The organism is Salinicola lusitanus, from assembly GCF_003206045.1.
Taxonomy (GTDB): domain Bacteria; phylum Pseudomonadota; class Gammaproteobacteria; order Pseudomonadales; family Halomonadaceae; genus Salinicola; species Salinicola lusitanus.
The window spans coordinates 142,015-160,369 of the sequence record NZ_PZJM01000003.1 but is presented as its reverse complement, the minus strand read 5'-3'; the positions used below and the strand labels follow the sequence as shown (position 1 = coordinate 160,369).

15 protein-coding genes are annotated in these 18,355 nt (G+C 62.8%); 12 read left to right on the top strand and 3 right to left on the bottom strand.

Annotated features, from left to right (window positions below):
• Positions 1-13: 13 nt before the first annotated feature.
• The 12 genes from DOM45_RS04520 to DOM45_RS04465 all read left to right on the top strand — a co-directional run bounded on the left by DOM45_RS04520 (position 14) and on the right by DOM45_RS04465 (position 15,417).
• Positions 14-445, top strand: a complete 432-nt coding sequence (locus tag DOM45_RS04520; protein WP_110598337.1) for an OsmC family protein — start codon at positions 14-16, stop codon at positions 443-445.
• Positions 446-656: 211 nt separating this feature from the next.
• Complete coding sequence (locus DOM45_RS04515; protein ID WP_110598336.1) at positions 657-1,964, top strand: MFS transporter; 1,308 nt, start codon at positions 657-659, stop codon at positions 1,962-1,964.
• Between the two features lie 130 nt (positions 1,965-2,094).
• Positions 2,095-3,417, top strand: a complete 1,323-nt coding sequence (locus DOM45_RS04510) for an MFS transporter (RefSeq protein WP_110598335.1) — start codon at positions 2,095-2,097, stop codon at positions 3,415-3,417.
• Positions 3,418-3,834: 417 nt separating this feature from the next.
• Positions 3,835-4,308, top strand: a complete 474-nt coding sequence (locus tag DOM45_RS04505) for a hypothetical protein (RefSeq protein ID WP_110598334.1) — start codon at positions 3,835-3,837, stop codon at positions 4,306-4,308.
• A 423-nt stretch (positions 4,309-4,731) separates the two neighbouring features.
• Entirely contained in the window at positions 4,732-5,367 is a 636-nt protein-coding gene (locus DOM45_RS04500) for a TetR/AcrR family transcriptional regulator (RefSeq protein ID WP_110598333.1), read from the top strand.
• Positions 5,368-5,488: 121 nt separating this feature from the next.
• Positions 5,489-7,504, top strand: coding sequence for a hydantoinase/oxoprolinase family protein (locus DOM45_RS04495; RefSeq protein ID WP_162302598.1), 2,016 nt, complete (start codon positions 5,489-5,491; stop codon positions 7,502-7,504).
• Positions 7,444-9,147, top strand: a complete 1,704-nt coding sequence (locus tag DOM45_RS20265; RefSeq protein WP_110598331.1) for a hydantoinase B/oxoprolinase family protein — start codon at positions 7,444-7,446, stop codon at positions 9,145-9,147. The genes DOM45_RS04495 and DOM45_RS20265 overlap by 61 nt, the downstream gene beginning before the upstream one ends.
• Positions 9,148-9,286: 139 nt before the next feature.
• On the top strand, positions 9,287-10,414 hold the full coding sequence (locus DOM45_RS04485) for a C4-dicarboxylate TRAP transporter substrate-binding protein (protein ID WP_205909393.1): 1,128 nt from the start codon (positions 9,287-9,289) through the stop codon (positions 10,412-10,414).
• Positions 10,411-10,932: a TRAP transporter small permease subunit gene (locus tag DOM45_RS04480; RefSeq protein WP_110598329.1), complete on the top strand. Its 522-nt coding sequence runs from the start codon at positions 10,411-10,413 to the stop codon at positions 10,930-10,932. Before DOM45_RS04485 ends, DOM45_RS04480 begins: the two co-directional genes overlap by 4 nt.
• A 12-nt stretch (positions 10,933-10,944) precedes the next feature.
• Positions 10,945-12,255: a TRAP transporter large permease gene (locus DOM45_RS04475; protein ID WP_110598328.1), complete on the top strand. Its 1,311-nt coding sequence runs from the start codon at positions 10,945-10,947 to the stop codon at positions 12,253-12,255.
• Positions 12,256-12,398: 143 nt separating this feature from the next.
• Positions 12,399-13,922: an aldehyde dehydrogenase family protein gene (locus tag DOM45_RS04470; protein WP_110598327.1), complete on the top strand. Its 1,524-nt coding sequence runs from the start codon at positions 12,399-12,401 to the stop codon at positions 13,920-13,922.
• 106 nt (positions 13,923-14,028) lie between these two features.
• Positions 14,029-15,417, top strand: coding sequence for an NAD(P)/FAD-dependent oxidoreductase (locus DOM45_RS04465; RefSeq protein ID WP_110598326.1), 1,389 nt, complete (start codon positions 14,029-14,031; stop codon positions 15,415-15,417).
• Between the two features lie 129 nt (positions 15,418-15,546).
• On the opposite strand, the gene DOM45_RS04460 is transcribed toward DOM45_RS04465, so the two are convergent.
• The 3 genes from DOM45_RS04460 to DOM45_RS04450 all read right to left on the bottom strand — a co-directional run bounded on the left by DOM45_RS04460 (position 15,547) and on the right by DOM45_RS04450 (position 18,286).
• Positions 15,547-16,245, bottom strand: a complete 699-nt coding sequence (locus tag DOM45_RS04460) for a gamma-glutamyl-gamma-aminobutyrate hydrolase family protein (RefSeq protein ID WP_110598952.1) — start codon at positions 16,243-16,245, stop codon at positions 15,547-15,549.
• Between the two features lie 53 nt (positions 16,246-16,298).
• Entirely contained in the window at positions 16,299-17,303 is a 1,005-nt protein-coding gene (locus DOM45_RS04455) for an amidoligase family protein (protein ID WP_110598325.1), read from the bottom strand.
• A gap of 140 nt (positions 17,304-17,443) precedes the next feature.
• Entirely contained in the window at positions 17,444-18,286 is an 843-nt protein-coding gene (locus DOM45_RS04450; protein WP_110598324.1) for an EamA family transporter, read from the bottom strand.
• Positions 18,287-18,355: the final 69 nt, after the last annotated feature.

The following is an 18,355-nucleotide window of genomic DNA, read 5'->3' as shown; positions in this document are numbered from 1 at the left end:
GAAGGAGCTGACGATGACGATCAAGAAATCCGGATCCGCCGAATGGAAGGGTAGCCTGAAGAAGGGCAAGGGCGTCGTGTCCACCGAGAGTGGCGCGCTCAAGCAGAATCCCTACGGTTTCAATACCCGTTTCGAGGGCCAGCCGGGCACCAATCCCGAAGAGCTGATCGCCTCTGCCCATGCCAGCTGTTTCTCGATGGCGCTGTCGATGATGCTGGGCGAGGAGGGCATCGAGCCCGATAGCATCAAGACCGACGCGACCGTGATCATGGAGCAGGACGACAGCGGCTTCACCATCACCGAAGTCCAGCTCAAGACCGTGGCCAAGATTCCGGGTGCCGATCAGGCGACCTTCGACAGCGCCGCCCAGAAGGCCAAGGAAGGGTGCCCGATCTCCAAATTGCTGAATGCCAAGATCTCGCTGGACGCCAAGCTGGAAAGCTGAGCGTCGGCGACGGGAAGAACCGGCCCTCGAGGCCGGTTTTTTTTGCGCCGGGGTGCGGCTCGCGCCCCGGCGTGCCGCTGACGGAACTGGCAAAGTCTGGTAATGTCGTGGCCCCTTCATGCGCCGGGCGGCATCCTCTGTCGAGCATCCGTGACGCACGTTGGCTACCGGACAACTGCACGTTTCAACGCCTCAGAAAAAGAACACGGCCATGGCTAACGCACCACAATACGATGCGGCTCCGTCGCGTCCCTTGTCACGCGGTGACATCAAGGTCCTGTCGCTATCCGCCCTGGGTGGCGCGCTGGAGTTCTACGATTTCATCATCTTCGTCTACTTTGCCACGGTGATCGGGCACCTGTTCTTCCCGCCCGACATGCCGGAGTGGCTGCGCATGGTCCAGACCTACGGCATCTTCGCCGCCGGCTATCTGGCGCGGCCGCTGGGCGGCATCATCATGGCGCACTTCGGCGACCTGCTGGGCCGCAAGCGGATGTTCACGCTGTCGATCTTCCTGATGTCGGTGCCGACGCTGCTGATCGGCTGCCTGCCGACCTACGACACCATCGGCTACCTGGCGCCACTGCTGCTGGTGCTGATGCGGATCCTGCAGGGCGCGGCGGTGGGCGGCGAGGTCCCCGGCGCCTGGGTGTTCGTGACCGAGCACGTCTCGCGCAAGGACGTGGGCCTGGCCTGCGGCACGCTGGCTTCCGGGCTGGTTGCCGGCATCCTGATCGGGTCGGTGATCTCGGCGTTCCTGAAGTCGTACTACACGCCGGAGGAGATGAACGCCTACGGCTGGCGGGTGCCGTTCCTGATCGGTGGCGTCTTCGGTTTCCTGGCAGTCTATCTGCGCCGTTACCTGGAAGAGACGCCGGTGTTCGCCGAGATGCGCGCCAAGAAAGCGCTCTCCGACGGTCTGCCGGTCAAGCGCGTGCTCAGCCGCCACCTGGACAGCGTCGTACTGTCGATGGCGGTGACCTGGATTCTCACCGGCGCGGTGGTGGTGGTGGTGCTGATGACGCCGAGCCTGCTGCAGACGCTCTACGGCATCGACGCCTCGCTGGCCAATGTCTGGGCCATCGTCTGCGTGATCATCGGCTGCGTGGTCTCGGGCTGGTGCTGCGATCGTCTCGGCAGCGGGATCACGATCATCGTTTGGAGCCTGCTGCTGGGCGTCGGCTACTGGGTGATGATGCATACGGTGCCGACCCGTCCCGATCAACTGACGCCGCTCTACTGCCTGGCCGGGTTCGGCGTCGGCATCGTCGGCGTGGTACCCACCATTGCGGTCAAGTCGTTCCCGGCAGCGGTGCGATTCTCGGGCCTGTCGTTCTCCTACAACGTCGCCTATGCGATCTTCGGCGGTTTCACCCCGGTGGTGGTGTCGACGTTGATGGCCAGTCATCCCGCCGCGCCGGCCTACTATATCGCCGCACTGGCGACGCTCGGCGTGGTGATCGGCCTGTTCCTGCTGCGCGCGCCAAGCGGGCAGCGCCTGGCGTTGATGCAGAACTGATTCCGCGGCGGTCTCGCGCCTGACCGGGCGGTGGCCATTGGGGCCGGAAACCCGGTGGCCGTGACGACCGCCTGTCGACCGATAGTCAAGACGGCGCCACCCGCGGGTGGCGTCTTTCGTGGAAGAGACCGTGGCCCATACACCGTTATCCGACAATGCTACCGGCGCGAGCGCCAACCGGCCTCTATCGCGAGGCGACGTCAAGACGCTGTCGCTCTCCGCGCTCGGGGGCGCGCTGGAGTTCTACGACTTCATCATCTTCGTCTACTTCGCCACGGTGATCGGGCAACTGTTCTTCCCGCCGGACATGCCGGAGTGGCTGCGCCAGACCCAGACCTTCGGCATCTTCGCCGCCGGCTATCTGGTGCGTCCCCTGGGCGGCATCGTGATGGCCCACTTCGGCGACCTGCTGGGGCGCAAGCGGATGTTCACGTTGTCGATCTTGCTGATGGCACTGCCGACGCTGGCGATCGGTTGCCTGCCGACCTACCACACCATCGGCTATCTGGCGCCGCTGCTGCTGGTCCTGTTGCGCATGCTCCAGGGGGCGGCCGTGGGTGGCGAGGTGCCCGGCGCCTGGGTGTTCGTCACCGAGCATGTCCAGCGTCGTCATGTCGGGCTTGCCTGCGGCACGCTGTCGGCGGGGCTGGCGGCGGGGATCCTGATCGGTTCGCTGGTGTCGGCGGCGATGAAATCGCACTACTCGGTCGGCGAGCTGGCTGAAGGGGCGTGGCGAATCCCGTTCGTGATCGGCGGGGGCTTCGGGTTGATCGCGGTCTACCTGCGTCGCTGGCTGCGCGAGACCCCGGTCTTCGCCGAGATGCGCGAGCGCCGGGCGCTGGCTGCCGAGCTGCCGGTCAAGGCGGTACTTCGCGACCACCTGGGCGGCGTACTGCTGGCCATGGCTGTCAGCTGGATCCTGACCGCGGCCATCGTCGTGGTGATGTTGATGACGCCGCCGCTGCTGGCGGCGCAGTACGCCGGGCTGGACGCCTCGCTGGCCAACGTGGTGGCGATCCTGTGTCTGATCGTGGGCTGCGTGGTCGCCGGCTGGTGCGCCGACCGTTTCGGCAGCGGCGCGACCCTGATCGGCTGGAGCGCACTGCTGGGCGCGAGCTACTGGCTGATGATGAGTGTCGTCGGCCAGCGCCCCGACCAGTTGATGCCGCTCTACGCCCTGGCCGGCTTCGCGGTGGGAATCACCGGCGCCATCCCGGCGGTGGCGGTCAAGGCGTTCCCGGCGGCGGTCCGGTTCAGCGGGCTGTCGTTCTCCTACAACGTTGCCTATGCGGTATTCGGCGGCTTCACACCGATCATCGTCACCACGCTGATGCGCTGGTACCCGATGTCGCCGGCGATCTATGTCGCCGCGCTATCGGTGATGGGTATCCTCATCGGCCTGTTTCTGCTGCGCACGCCTGCCGGGCGCCGGCTGGCGGTCATGCCGTCGTAGTCGAAGGGGCCTGGCGCTTCGATTACACCCCGTCGCGCCTCGTGTGCGCGGGGTGTCTTGCGTCGAGCGGCGGCCTGAGCACTACCGCCGTATCGGGTCGGTCGACGCGAACGTCCGAGGCCGCTTTCTCGGAAACGGGATCTCCCTGCTTTCAGACCGTTCGATGATGTAGCGGTCGACCGACACGCTCTGTTCGCGCCCCGAAACACGCGAGCGAACCATGGCCGGGACCGCCGGGCCGGCGCAAGCGCAGGCGTGGCCGGGTGATACCGCGATGGCGTCCACTATCTGCTTGAGCGGCCTCGCTGACCCCGGCGGCGAGGTGGATGCGTTGCGCCAATGGGGGGCGGACCGTCTAGCCATCCCGGCCGGTGTCCTGACCAGCCAGTCGAAGCGGTATCGCTTCGAGCAGTCGACTTGGCGACAGGGTCGAAGACCACCCGGGAAGAGATCGTCGAGCCGTTCGCCCGCGCCTTTCGGCAGCCGCCGACGAAGCGATCGATCCGCGACTTCGACGCCACCCCGGACCCGCCGCATGATGGGCAGATCGAGCAGCTCTTTTCTAGCTTCTCCGATGGTTTCTTCCCGCCGCCCCACGTCTTCTGCGGCCAGCACCTGCTGGTCTGTCACCTGCTGCTGGAGTGTCTGTGTCGGATTTACCTGGAGCGCTCCATTCGCCAAGACCAGGCCATCACCTTGCGCCTGAAGCGGTGTGAGTGGCTTGGTGGCCCGCAATACCTGGCGTGCCCGCCTAGCGCCGAAAAGTCACCATCTCGAGCAGAACCGTTTCCTCTAGCCGACCAGGAGACCGTTGCCGGGATGGCCAGCGCATGGCGCTCTTCGGCACGACGTGAACAGCGAGGGCGGGGGATAGGGGGCAGTGTGGCTTGAAGGAGGTAAATCGTTCAAAAGTGACCGGTTTCCACTCCATACGACGAGAAAGGCCGGCTTCGTCTCGCAGCAGACCGTGCGCGCGAGGCGAGTGGAGTTCTCGAGCCTGGCACCAGAAGATCACAAGCTCCCTCCCGCTCTGCTCAGCCGCTGCCGGCGGTTGAGTCTCACCCATGCAGGAACGGCAACCGAAGAGGCCAGCGTTCAGGTTCTCGCTATCCGGACGCTTCAGGCCTGGGCCGAGGGACGCGGGCTGGGGGTGGTTCATGCCATCTTTCTTGCCTTCGTGGCACTCATATCCCGGCCCGGCCCCAGGTGGAAATTACTTATCCGATAACGACGGGTCTCAAAAAAGTCTTGACACTCAGTGGCGCATGCCTCAGGTTTTTTACATGCAAGTGTAAAAATATATTGGGGTAAAAAATGGATGAGGCCGATGTGTCACCAAGCAGTGATCGACGCGCGCGCAAAAAGCAGATGCAGCGAGCAGAGATCTTGCGAGCGGCTATCGCTCTGCTGCGCAAGGAGAGCTTCGAACAGACCAGAATGGAAGACATTGCCGAGAGGGCCGATGTCTCGCTCAAGACCGTTTACAACTATTTCCCTACCAAGAACTCCGTGCTGCTGGCGATCCTTGCCAACGATCGCAAACGTCTTTCACAAGCGTATGAGGCTGTCGCCGACAACCCGCCCGACGATCTTGCCGAAGCACTGGCACAACTCATGTACGCCGACATCGGTGACGTGACGACGCCCCAGGAGAAGTCGCTGTGGCGCGATATGCTTGCCGCGGAGTTTCGGGCAAACAGCGAAGCGTCCGAAGAGATTGATCAGAATAGAGAGGTCTTCAAAACGTTCACGCGTCGTATTCTGCGACATTTTCGGACCCGGAATAGCCTGGGTGAGAACGTCGACGAGGGCGTGGCAGCAGATATTGTCTATGCGCTGCTGATGTACGATTTTCGGGAATATTGCGCTCGCTCGAACATGACCCCCGATGATTTTCTTCAACTCGCGCGGCAGCGAACACGGCTACTTGTCGCAGGCTGGGGCACTTGAATAACGGCAGGTATGACACTCCGACATGTCGTGAAACGGAGCACTGATTTCCAGCGGTTCCAGCACCATGGCAAACCACGAAGGTGGATTTAGCAAAATGATATCTAACAAGATGATAAAGATGGCTGTTGAGGTCGGGGGGACATTTACCGACCTGATCTGGATCGAAGAGGGAAAGGTGAAAAGCCAGAAGGTTCCCTCGACGCCGGAGGACGCCTCGGAGGGCGTGATCTCCGGTCTGCAGGTGGCGCTGGGTGAGGATCTCTCCAAGATGTCTGAGCTCTGTCACGGTTCGACCGTGGCCACGAATGCCATCATCGAACGGCGCGGGTGTCGCGCTGCACTCGTGACGACACGTGGCTTCAGAGATGTTCTGGAGTTGCAGCGCCAGCTTCGCGCCAACGTCTACGCGATCGCCTGCGAAAAGCCACAGCCGCTGATTCCCCTGAATCGCTCGATCGAGGTTCCCGAGCGACTGGATGCGCATGGTGAGGTTGTCGAGTCGCTGGACGAAGCCTCCCTGATCGACGCGGTCGAAGCGCTCATCGAGCGCGAGTCGCCCGAGGCCATCGCAGTCTGCTTGCTCCACTCCTATCTCAATCCGCGGCACGAAGACAGGGTCCGTGTCCTTCTGGCCGAGCGTTTCCCCGATCTGCCGGTCATTCTGTCATCGGATGTCTTGCCAACGTTCCGTGAATACGAGCGCGCGTCCACGACCGCCATGGCCGCTTACCTGGCACCCCTGGTAGGCCGGTATATCGGTCGCCTCGAGCGCCACATGGCGGAACATGCCCCGCAGAGCGATCTCTTCCTCATGCAGTCTTCCGGCGGCGTGCTGCCGGTAGGCGGTTCCCTCGACTGCGGTGTTCACATGCTCAATTCCGGGCCTGCGGCGGGAGTCATCGGTGCGGTCCGGGTGGCGGAGGTGGTCGGCGATACCGACGTCATCACGCTCGATATCGGTGGGACGAGTTCCGACATTGCGCTGATCCGCAATGGTACGGCCGGTGTCACGGCTGAAACGGATGTCAACGGACTGCCGGTGGGTCTGCCGAGCACCGATATCGCCAATATCGGCGCCGGCGGCGGGAGCCTCGGCTATGTCGACCGCGGGGGAATGCTGAAGGTGGGACCGCGCTCGGCTGGCGCCCGACCTGGGCCCGCGTCATACGGCCACGGCGGAACGGATCCGGCGATCACGGACGCCCTCGTGGAACTCGGCTGGATCCGGCCTCACCGGTTTCTCGGTGGCAAGATGACGCTGCATCCCGACCGCGCCAGCGAAGCCCTTGCGACGCTGGGTTCGTCGGCTTCGGAGTCGGCCCAAGCCATGATCGATATCGCGATTGCCCATATCGGCCAGGGTATCCGCCTCGTTTCAGTCCAGCGCGGCCACGACGCGAAGAACTTCGCGCTCTACGGCTATGGCGGTATGGGGCCAATGATGAGCGCTCTGGCGGCGGAGGAGCTCAAGATCGGACGTGTGGTCATTCCGCCCCATCCCGGACTGTTCTCGGCGCTCGGCCTGCTCGTGTCGGACCTGAAGCGCATCTATCGCGAGACCCATCTGATGAAGGTGGACGAGCACGCGGCCGAGCGCGTGGCGGCATCCTTCGTGAGAATGCGGGAGCGTGCGGTCGAGGAGTTCACCCGCCTCGGTCGCCATCATGACGAGCTGGTTTTCGATCATGCCCTGGAGATGCGCTATCTGGGCCAAGGGTTCGAGCTTCTGACGGAGATCGACCTGGAAACGCTTGCTGCGCAGGGTCAGGCCTATCTCGAGCGGCTCTTCCGTGAGACACACATGGCACGCTACGGCTCGGTTTCACGCGACCCCGTGGAGATCGTCACATTGCGACTCGTCGCGCAGATACCCGCCGATGGCGACACCCTGCAGGAACTGACTCGCGGCCCCTCCGGCGATGTCTCTCCCGAGATCGAAGAGTTTGCGGTGACGTTCCGCGGCGTCCGAACGCCGTGTCAGTTTGCCTGGCGCGCATCGCTGCCAAAGGGCCACGTCCTGCATGGGCCGGCAATCGTGGAGGAGCCAACTGCCACCACGCTCGTACCGCCGGCATGGCGTGCGACTGTACACGAGACCGGATCGTTGATCCTCGAAAAGGAGACACAGGCATGAGCACGTCGAGCGCAAGCGACCACGCCCTGTTCAGCATCATCAGCAACGGTCTGCACGGAATCGCGCAGGAGATGGGAGAGAAACTGGTTCGGTCAGCCTATTCCACCATCATCCGCGAGGCGAGGGACTGTTCGACCTCGCTGCTGGACCGCAATGGACGGATTCTGGCGCAGGCCCAGTTCTGCCCGATCCACATGAACTCGTTCGGCAAGGTGTTCGAGGCTTTCGCCAAGCGCTATGACCTGTCAACCATAGGCCCCGGCGAAGGGCTGATCACCAACGATCCGTACAGCGGCGCCCAGCACCTGAATGACTTCGTGCTGTTCACGCCGATCATCTACAACGGGGAAGTCGTCGCCTTCAGCGCGTCGATCGGCCATCACATCGATGTCGGCGGCGGTGCTGCGGGCCCGAATGCCGGTGCATCGGACGTCTTCTCGGAAGGTCTGCGAATCCCGCTTTCGCGCTTCGACATCGAGCGTGATCTCGGCGACGGTCTGCTGGAGCAGTTCATCCGTCTCAATGTGCGAGCGCCCGATCAGGTCATGGGCGATGTCTATGCACAGTTGGCCGCCAACCGGACAGGGCAGCAGCGCTTCGCCGAAATGCTCGAGCAGTTTGGCGAGGAGACGGTGCTCAGCGCGGGCGCGGGACTGCAGGATTATTCGGAACGACTGGCACGCGAGGGGATTCGCAGCATTCCCGATGGCGTCTACGAAGCGGAAGACTTCGTGGACGACAACGGTTTTACCGACGAGCCGCTGCGCGTCGCCGTCAGGATCACGATTAGCGGCGACGCCGTCGAGATCGATTTCGAGGGGAGCTCCCCGCAGTCGAAGGGCATCATCAACTCTCCGTTGGCCTCGACGATCTCCGCTGCCTACGGGGCCTTCGCCATTCTGCTCGGCGGTGGACAGATCCCGGTGAATGACGGGCTGTATCGGCCGATCAGGCGTATCGACGTGCCGCACGGCTCGTTCCTGAACCCGAGCCAACCGGTCGCGGTCCGCGCCCGCAATACCGCCTGTCATCGCATCTACAACACCATCATGCGAGCAATGTCAGACGTCGCGCCCGACCGAGTGCTGGCTGCCGGTCACGATACGACGAACGCCATTGGCATGGGCCACATGGGGCCCGACCGCTATCGCGTCTACATGGAGGTGGTCGGCGGCGGTTGGGGAGCCTCTGCTGGCGCTGACGGGGCCGATGTCGTGGACGGATTTGTCGGAAACTGCTCGAACGTGCCGATCGAGAGTCTGGAGATCGACTACCCCTTCATGCGCATCGAGGAGTATGCGCTGCGTCGCGGCTCCGCAGGAGCCGGCGCTCATCGGGGCGGTATGGGGGCACGGCGCATCTACCAGATCCTCGATGATGACGTGACCTTCAATTGCTACTCCGATCGCTTCAAGTTCCGGCCCTGGGGTCTGCATGGCGGAAAGCCAGGCGCAAACTCGCGGTTTTTCGTGGAGCGTGACGGCGCGTCCATCGACTTGCCTTCCAAGGGCAATATCGTCCTTTGCCGCGGCGACCGATTGGTGATCGAGACCGCTGGCGGCGGCGGCTTCGGTGACCCCGCCCAGAGGGAGGGAGAGCGGCTCTCGCGGGATGCAGTGGAAGGTGCGCTCGCCTCTGCGTAGGAGGTCTGTCGCCCCGGGCCGGTCCGGCGCCGGACACGCTTGATAGCGGCGCCTGACTCCCGACCCAAGCAGCAAGAACTCAGTACAACAACGAAAAGGGTACCCTATGAGACGTTTTTGCGGAGTCCTCCTCATCAGCTTGTTCAGCGTCGCGGCGGCTCCCGCTTCGGCGACCGAGATCACGGCCAGTACCTGGTTTCCGGATACCTATCCGTTGGTCAGGAACGGTTACTTCGCCCTGGCCAAGACGCTGGATCAGAAATCTCATGGTGCCCTCACCATGCAAGTCTACACGGGCGACTCGGTGCTCCCGCCCGGCGCTCATCTATCGGGTCTCCGTGACGGGATTGTGGACATGACCTATCACGCGGGAACCTATACGCCCTCGGACCTCCCGGCAGACAACGTGCTCGCTGCGCTGGGCATCTCGTTCAATGACAGCATGGTGCTGACGGCCGCGGTTGCCGACTTCTACTTGAACGATAAGCAGATGCAGGCCATGTTCCGCAAGCAGGGCATTGTCTTCCTTGGTAGCTATGCCTCGCCCTCTTATGCCCTGATATGCACCACGCCCGTCGTCTCGATCGAGGACATCGCCGGCAAGAAGATCAGGCTGCCGAGTCCGGTGCATGCTGCCTGGGCCTCTTCCGTGCAGGCGGTGCCAGTGAATGTACCTTCGTCCGAGATGTTCACCGGCCTCGACAGGGGGCAGCTCGACTGTGCCGCCAACTCGCCCAACGATCTGAAGACGCGCTCCCTCTGGGACGTGGCGAAGGAGGTAACGCTGCTGGATCTCGGGCAGTACTTTGCCGGTTGGCAGTACGCCATGAATGAAGCGGCGTGGTCCCGCCTTTCGGAGGAAGAGCGGCAACTCCTGATAGACACTATCTCCGACAATCTCGTCGTGATGACGGAGGCCTTCGAGCAGTCGGCCGACGAGGCCCTCGCCGAGGCCAAGGATCATGGCGTGACGATCCACGAGCCGGACGACAGCCTCAAAGGGGAACTGGATCGGTTCATCGCTTCGGATGTCAACGAGATGGCCCTGGATGTGGCGAAACGTCTCGATGTCGACGATCCCGACGCGCTGATCGACAGATTCGAGCAGACCTACGAGAAGTGGGAGCATCTGCTGGCAGATGTGGATAGGGATGACACCGACGCGCTGCAGAAGATCTTCCACGATCAAATCTACGGCAAGGTCGACGTGTCGACCTATGGTCTCTACGGGAGTTCGCAGGAGCCGCCGGGAGGGAACACGCCATGATTCTGCGATTGATCAGGCATCTCGCCAATCTGCTGGCCGCGCTCGCGCTGGTAAGCCTCTTTCTCATGATGCTCCAGACTGTGGTTGACGTGCTGGCAAGCAATCTTTCCGGTCGCCCGATACCCGGAAACCTCGAAATCATCTCCGTTTATCACATGGTGCTCGTCGTCTTTCTTCCACTCGCCTTTGTCGAGAAAAAGAACGAGCACATCTCGGTGGATCTCGTCTATCAGATGCTGCCAAGCCGATTGCAGCGGTGGGTCCTGGTGGCTGGATACCTCGTCACGGCGACCTTTCTTGGGCTTCTGGCCTGGCAGACTTGGGCAGATGCCATGCGGTCCTACCAACTCAACGAGATGATGATGGGCGCGGTCTACGTCACGATATGGCCAGCGAAACTGGCCCTGCCGGTCGGCTTTTCCGCCATGCTACTCATGGTTCTCGCGAACGCTTATCAAGCGGCGACTGAGCCGGATTTCGATCCATCGCCAGTGTCGTCCGATGAAGTCGGCAGCTGACAAGGTAGATCAATGGACAACCTGACGATTGGATTTCTAGGCTTGGGTGTCGCGCTCATCCTGCTGCTTTTACGCGTCCAGATCGGTGTCGTTCTTGGACTGGTATCGTTCATCGGCATCGGTGTTTTGCTCAACACACGAGCAGCATGGGGCATGCTTACCGCGATCCCGTTCAACCTCGTGGGCGACTGGAACTTGACGGCTATCCCCATGTTCCTCCTCATGGGATTCATCGCCTCGGAAACCGGAATTTCCACAGGGCTTTTCCGTGCGATGCGAATCCTGCTCGCCTGGCTTCCGGGCGGGTTGGCCGTATCGAGTGTAGGGGCCTGCGCGATGCTCTCCGCGGCGTCAGGCTCCAGCGTTGCCACCTCTTCGGCCTTCGCGCGCATTGCCACACCGGAGATGCTTCGCTACCGCTACGACCCCGGGCTTGCGACCGGCGTCATCGCGGCCGCCGGCACGCTGGGTTCACTCATACCGCCGAGCATTCTACTGGTGCTGTACGGGTATCTCGCCGAGATCTCGATTGCCAAGCTATTCATGGCCGGCTTTCTGCCAGGCCTTCTTTCGGCCATGATGTTCATCGCGATGATCGTCATCCGTTGTTCACTCAACCCTAACTTGGCGCCCGCTGTCACCGAAACCTTCACCCGGCGCGACCTGGTGGATGCGTTGAAGGAGGTCTGGGCGTTGCCGACCATCGTTGTCGTGGTTCTTGCCGGTATCTTCACCGGTCTCTTCAGTCCCACGGAGGCAGGCGCTATTGGTGCGGCGCTCGCCATCGCACTGGGTGCGATGCGGCGTTCTCTGACATGGAAGTCACTGACTCGAAGTGGGCTTGCGACGCTGTCCAGCACCGCTGGCATTTTCATGGTGGTCATCGGGACGACGTTGCTCGGCAAATTCATGACGTTGAGCGGCGTGCCGAACTACATCGCATCCTCGCTACTGTCCTTCGGCTCCAGCGATCTTGCCATCATCCTGATGGTCGCCATACTTTATCTCATTCTTGGATGTTTCCTCGATTCCATCGGCATCTTGCTTCTGACCATGCCGATTATCTTGCCTGTGGCGCAGGAAGCTGGCGTCGAGCTGCTTTATTTCGGCGTCATTCTGGTGAAGCTTCTGGAGATAGGCCTCGTTACCCCACCCGTGGGTCTCAATGTCTACATCGTAAAGGCAGCGCTCGGTAAAAGGGTGCCGCTCACGGCGATCTTCCGTGGCGTCGGCTGGTTCGTCGCTGTCGATTTGATCACGCTACTTCTGCTGATCACTTTCCCGATGATCAGTCTGTACCTGCCATCGTTGGCACCCCACTAGGCAGGCGTTCCCAAGTGTCGATAAACGGTCCCCCTCGTTCATGCGCCGGCCAACCATGGCGAGTGCTGCCTAGTGCCTGGCGCATGAATCTCATCGTGGCCGGGTGTCACCGAGCCCAGCCCGGCCAGCGTAGGAGTCAACTGATGACGACAGAGCTTTACATCGACGGCGCCTTTGTTGCGCCACGCAAAGGCGCCACTCTAGCGGCAATCGATCCGGCCACCGAGCAAGAGTTTGCGCGGATTGCCGCGGGCCAGGATGAAGACGTGGATCGTGCTGTGCGAGCGGCACGTACGGCATTTGACAGTGGTAAATGGTCCGATCTGGCGGCTTCCGATAGGGCAAGCGTGCTGCGCCAGGTCGCTGCGGGCATCCGAGCCCAGCTAAAGGAGATCGCTGCTCTGGAAACTCGGGACAATGGCAAGCCACTACCCGAGTCCGAGTGGGATATCGCGGATGCCGCTTTCTGCTTCGATTACTACGCCGATCTCGCGGAAGAAGTCGCCGCAAAGGGTGTCGACCAGGTGGACATAGGCGATCCGCGCTTCGATAGCCGCATCTGGCGCGAGCCAGTGGGAGTTGTGGCCGCCATTACGCCGTGGAATTTCCCTATGCTCATGGCGGTATGGAAAGTGGCACCGGCGTTGGCGGCAGGCTGTTCGGTGGTTCTGAAGCCATCCGAATTGTGCTCGATGTCCTGCGTGGAGTTGGCAAAGATTATCCATGAAGCGGGTGTCCCAGCCGGAGTCTTCAACCTCATCACTGGATTCGGACCCGAGGCCGGTGCTCCGCTCTCCGAACATCCGTTGGTGGACAAGATCGCCTTTACCGGTTCCATCCCCACCGGTCGTAAGGTAATGCATGCCGCGTCCCTGAGTATCCGCAACGTTTCCTTGGAACTGGGCGGAAAGTCGCCCTTCATCGTCTTTGCCGACTGTGACATCGACAAGGCGGTAGAGTGGATCCTTTTCGGAATCTTCTGGAACAAGGGCGAGGTCTGTTCGGCAACCTCCCGAGTGCTGATCGAGAAGAGCCTTTATCCCCGGATGGTGGAGCGGGTCGCAGAAGAGGCCAGGAAAATCACGATCGGTGCAGGCAACCGGGAGGGCGTCAAGCTCGGCCCCATCGTGTCGAAGAGCCAATATGACAAGGTCTTGGGCTTTCTCGATCGCGCTCGAAGCAGCGGTGCGCGACTGGTAACCGGAGGAGGCCGGCCCGACGGCTTGCCAACGGGCTACTTCATCGCACCGACGATCTATGCCGACGTGCCGCTCGAGGCGGAAATCTGGCAGCAGGAAATCTTCGGTCCTGTGGTCTGCATCAATCCCTTCGAAACGGAAGAGGAGGCGATCCGTATTGCCAATGATGGCCCCTACGGACTTGCCGGTGCGGTGATGTCCGACGACCTGGCGCGGTGTGACCGGGTGGCGGCCAAACTGCGCGCCGGCATCATTTGGATCAACTGTTCCCAGCCAACCTTCGCCCAAGCGCCTTGGGGGGGATACAAGAGTTCCGGTGTGGGCCGGGAACTGGGTGAGGCCGGATTCCACGCTTACCTCGAGACGAAACAGGTAACACGATTTGATCATAGAGAAGAGTGGGGTTGGTATCTGGACAAGGGGAGGGGCAATGACTCGGACGCCTCAGGTGGCGGATACCTTGACTGACGCGGCCAGAGGATCACAGGTATTTCCTCGAGCCAATCTATACCAGGAATTTGCGGATTTGGGCTGTTCCAGAGCCGAAGCTCGGTCGGCATAGGAGGGCCGCTGGATGGAAGGAATCAACCGATTTTCTGATGCCGATCGGACGCCTGTCTGGCTGGAGACCATTCTGGAGAGCGATCTCGCCTCGCCGCCAACGACCGATGTCCGTTGTGATCTCGCGGTCATCGGTGGCGGGTTCACGGGCCTCTGGGTGGCACTCAAGGCGCGCGAGCGCTGGCCAGATGCGCGTATCGTCATATTGGAGGCCACGCGTTGCGGTGCTGCGGCAAGCGGCCGGAACGGCGGTTTCTGCGCGCCCAGTATTTCCCACGGTGTCGCCAACGCCTTGGCGCGCTGGCCCAAAGAGGCCGAAACCCTGATTCGCCTGGGTTACGAGAACCTCGACGGATTAGAGGAAGATCTCACGAGGTACGGGATCGACTGCGAATTCGAGCGCGAGGGCAAGCTCAACGTCGCTGCCACTCCGTGGCAGGCGGAAGGGCTGAAAGCGATGCGTGACGTCTACGCGCGCTTCGGTATCGAGAGCCATTATCTCGAGGGCGATGCTCTGGATGAAAAGTTCAAGAGCCCGAGATATCAGGCAGGACTCTACGAGCCCAATTATGCACTAGTGAACCCCATGAAGCTGGTCGCGGGTCTGCGGCAGGCCTGTCTCGATCGCGGTATCGTCCTTCATGAGGACACGCCTGTCACATCGCTCGACAATGTTGCATCGGGCGTACGGCTGACCACGCCACAGGCGGTCGTGTCCGCCAGGCAGTCGGTGATGGCGACGAATGCCGCGATTCCGCTTCTCAGGCGCTTTCGGATGTCGATCATCCCTATTTTTGACTACACGCTGGTCACCGAGCCGCTTTCCGACGAACAGCTCGTGGCCATTGGCTGGCGCGGGCGCCATGGCGTAGCCGATAGCGGCAACCAGTTTCATTACTGCCGCAAGACGGCGGACAACCGGATTCTCTGGGGCGGATTTGACGCGATCTACCATTATGGCAGCCGTCGGGATCGCGAGCTCCTGCATCGTCCCGAGAGTTACGCGCGTCTGGAAGCGAACTTCGACGAGGCTTTCCCGGCGCTATCGGATCTATCCTTCAGTCATGCCTGGGGAGGGATCGTCGATACCTCCGCACGCACCACGTTCTTTGCCGGCACCGCGCTAGGGGGGCGATTGGCCTATGCGCTTGGCTTTACCGGCCAAGGCGTTTCGGCCTCGCGTTTTGCCGCGCTGGCGATGCTTGACATGCTGGAAGGCAGGCGCACGGAACGCACGGACTTGCGGATGCTGCGCAGCTGGGTCGTACCCTTTCCCCCCGAACCGTTCCGATCCTTGGCGATCCAACGCGTTCAAAAGGATCTCGCTCAGGAAGACCGCACGGGACGCCGCTCACTTTTGCTACGTACACTGAACCGTTTCGGGGTCGGCTTTGATTCCTGACACCTAGATAAGGAAGACAGGCCAGGATAGGGGCTTCGCCTGCCAAGGCCCTTGGCCACTCCTGCTGGAGCGACCTGGCCCCGGGCGCGCTACTGGAGGTGGTCGTCACGGTGGTCAAGTGATCGACCGTCACTCCCCGGGGCTCCGTCTCGGGGTGTCAGCTCCCAGCCGGGCCGCATCCACCAGCGCCCGGATCAGCCGTTGTTGCGAGCGGCTGAAGAGCAGGAACTCCGGATGCCACTGCACGCCGATGAGAAAGGGGTGGCGGTCGCTCTCGATCGCCTGCACCAGCTCGTCGCGGTCATGGGCGACCACCTTCAGGCCGTCCCCAGGCCGATCCACCGCCTGGTGATGCAGGCTGTTCACGTGGCAGTAGCGGCGGTTGAGAATGTCGGCCAACTGGCTGAACGGTTCGATCTCGATGCGCTTGCGTGGCAGCACCATGCGTCGGTTCTTGATGTGACGATAGGTCGTCTGGATGTCCTCGATCAGGCTGCCACCGCAGTGAATGTTGATGATCTGGGCGCCACGGCAGATACCCAGGATCGGTATCCGCTCCGGTAGATAGCGGGCCAGCAGTTCGAGTTCGAGCTCGTCGCGGGCGGGGTCGATACGCACGTCGAGTTGCATCTCTCCGCCGTAGCGCTGGGCGCCGATATCGTCGCCCCCGCCGATGATCAGGCCGTCCACCGGTCGTTGCAGCGGGCGGGCGGGCGAAATCCGCAGCGGCCTGCCCCCGGCGCGCCAGACCGAGACCCAGTCGCACCACCAGGCCAGGAAGCTCTTGTGGTCCGAGGTCGTGATACCGATCAGCGGGCGGCCGGTCATCCGGGGAGCCCCGGCTCGCCGTCTGCGATCGGAGCGGGCATGCGTCCAGCCCATCAATGGCGCATCCAGTGGCGTAGCGAGTCCAGCCAGCGGCTCAGGGTCGGCTGGGCGAGGTGGACGCGGTAGGCGGCGCTGCGCTCCGCCAGCCGGTCCGGGTCGGCGGCCAGGCGCTCGACTTCGGCCCAGCGATTCCACTCGACGCTCACGCCCCACTCGGGATCGGAGAGCGAGGCATTGGGAAGGCGGTAGTGATAGGTCGGCCGGGGTTTGACCAGCGTCTCTCGGAGCAGCGCATTGGGGTGGTCGGGCATCAGCCAGGCGAACAGCGGCAGCAGATCCAGCTCCCGGTTGCGGGTCGGATTGGCGACCAGGTAGTCATCAACCAGCGTCGGCAGCGTGGGGGCATAGTCCGGCGCCAGTATGCGGCGGGTGTAGTCGCTGTGGAATGGCCGGGTGTGCGGCAGCATGTCCCGCGTCACGTCCACGACGATCTCGTCGCGCAGCCAGTCGGCGAGTATCAGATAGGCGCGCAGATAGGCCACCACGCTTTCGACATCGGGAGAGGGGATTTCCGGGTTGAGGTGGAGACCGAAGCCATACAGCAGGCTGGCATCGGTGCCTTCCGCCCCATGCCGGCGCAGCGCCGCGAACAGCTCGTCCAGGCGCTCCAGTTCGTGCCAGGGAATCGGCGGGCAGACGATCTCCGTCGGCACCAGGCCCGCTACCATGTCGCCGAGCCATTCGCGGGTGCGGCTGTGCAGGCTGGCTCGCAAGTGCTCACCGATCCCGGGCGGCTGGCCGTCGATGGCGCGAGCGCGGTCGAGCAAGCGCTCGTCGGGGTGAACGTACTTGCTGTCCAGCTCGACATGGAAGATGCCCCATGGCGTCCCGGTGACCTGAAGGCGATGCGCGCTATGCTGCTCGACGCGACCGCCGAACGTCATCTCGACCAGACGTGCTGCCTGGATGGGGCCGATACCGGCGAACTCGATCTCGACACCGACCCGACGCGGCTGACCGTCGGCATTGGTGGTGTACGTTGGCGCGGTGAGAGTCACGATAGGCTCCTTGCCGATTGCTGTCGCCCTCAGGCTGTCGTCTGGATGAGCGTCGGATGCGCGCCGGAAAACTCGGCAACGGCGTTGGCAGAGCAGTGATTCGGAGAGTTAAGCCTAGCAGTCCTGGCGGGGGATGACATTCATCCCCAGTGGGTCAGGATGACGCCCCCGAGGATCAGCCCGCCGGCGAGCAGCCGCTCGCGACGCAACGGCTCCTTCAGCCAGATCACGCCGATGGCGATGGCGAACAGCACGCTGGTCTCGCGCAAGGCCGCGACCAGCGCGATCGGTGCCTGGGTCATGGCCCAGATGGTGATGCCGTAGGCGCCGAGGGAGAGCGCGCCGCCGATCAGACCGACCCGCCAGTGACGGCTCAGTTCGGGTAGCGCTCGAACGCCGCGCATGGCCACCAGCGCCAGCAGCATGCCGAAGCCGTCGAGCAGGAACAGCCAGATCACGTAGCCGATCGCGTCGCCGTTGGCGCGAGCGCCGCTGCCATCGGCCAGGGTGTAGCCGGCGATGAAGGCGGAGGTCGTCAGGGCGTTGACCAGCGAGGCGCGTTCCAGGCGTGGCCCCTTGCCGCCTCGAAAGGCCATGCACAGGATGCCGAGGACCAGCACCGCGATCCCCGTATAGCCGATCCACGAGGGGTTCTCGCTGAGCGCGAAGACGCCGATCAGCGTCACCAGCAGGGGCGCGCAGCCCCTGGCGATCGGGTAGATCTGGCCGAGATCGCCGACCCGGTAGGCGCGGGCCAGGAAGATGTTGTAGCCGATATGCAGAACCGCCGATACCGCCAGCCACGGCCAGGCTTCCGCTCGCGGCAGCGGCACGAAGGCGACGCCGGCGAGGGCGATCACGGCGCAGGCGGCCTGAATCAGCGAGATGCTCAGCAGCCGGTCCAGTCCGACCTTGACCAGCGCATTCCAACTAGCATGCATCAGGGCGCCGGCCAGCACGGCGAGGAAGACGGGCGTCGTCAACGCGAATCCTTAATCACAGCGAGTAGGCGAGGGCAATGACGGTACGCTCGTCATTCGATTGTCACATCT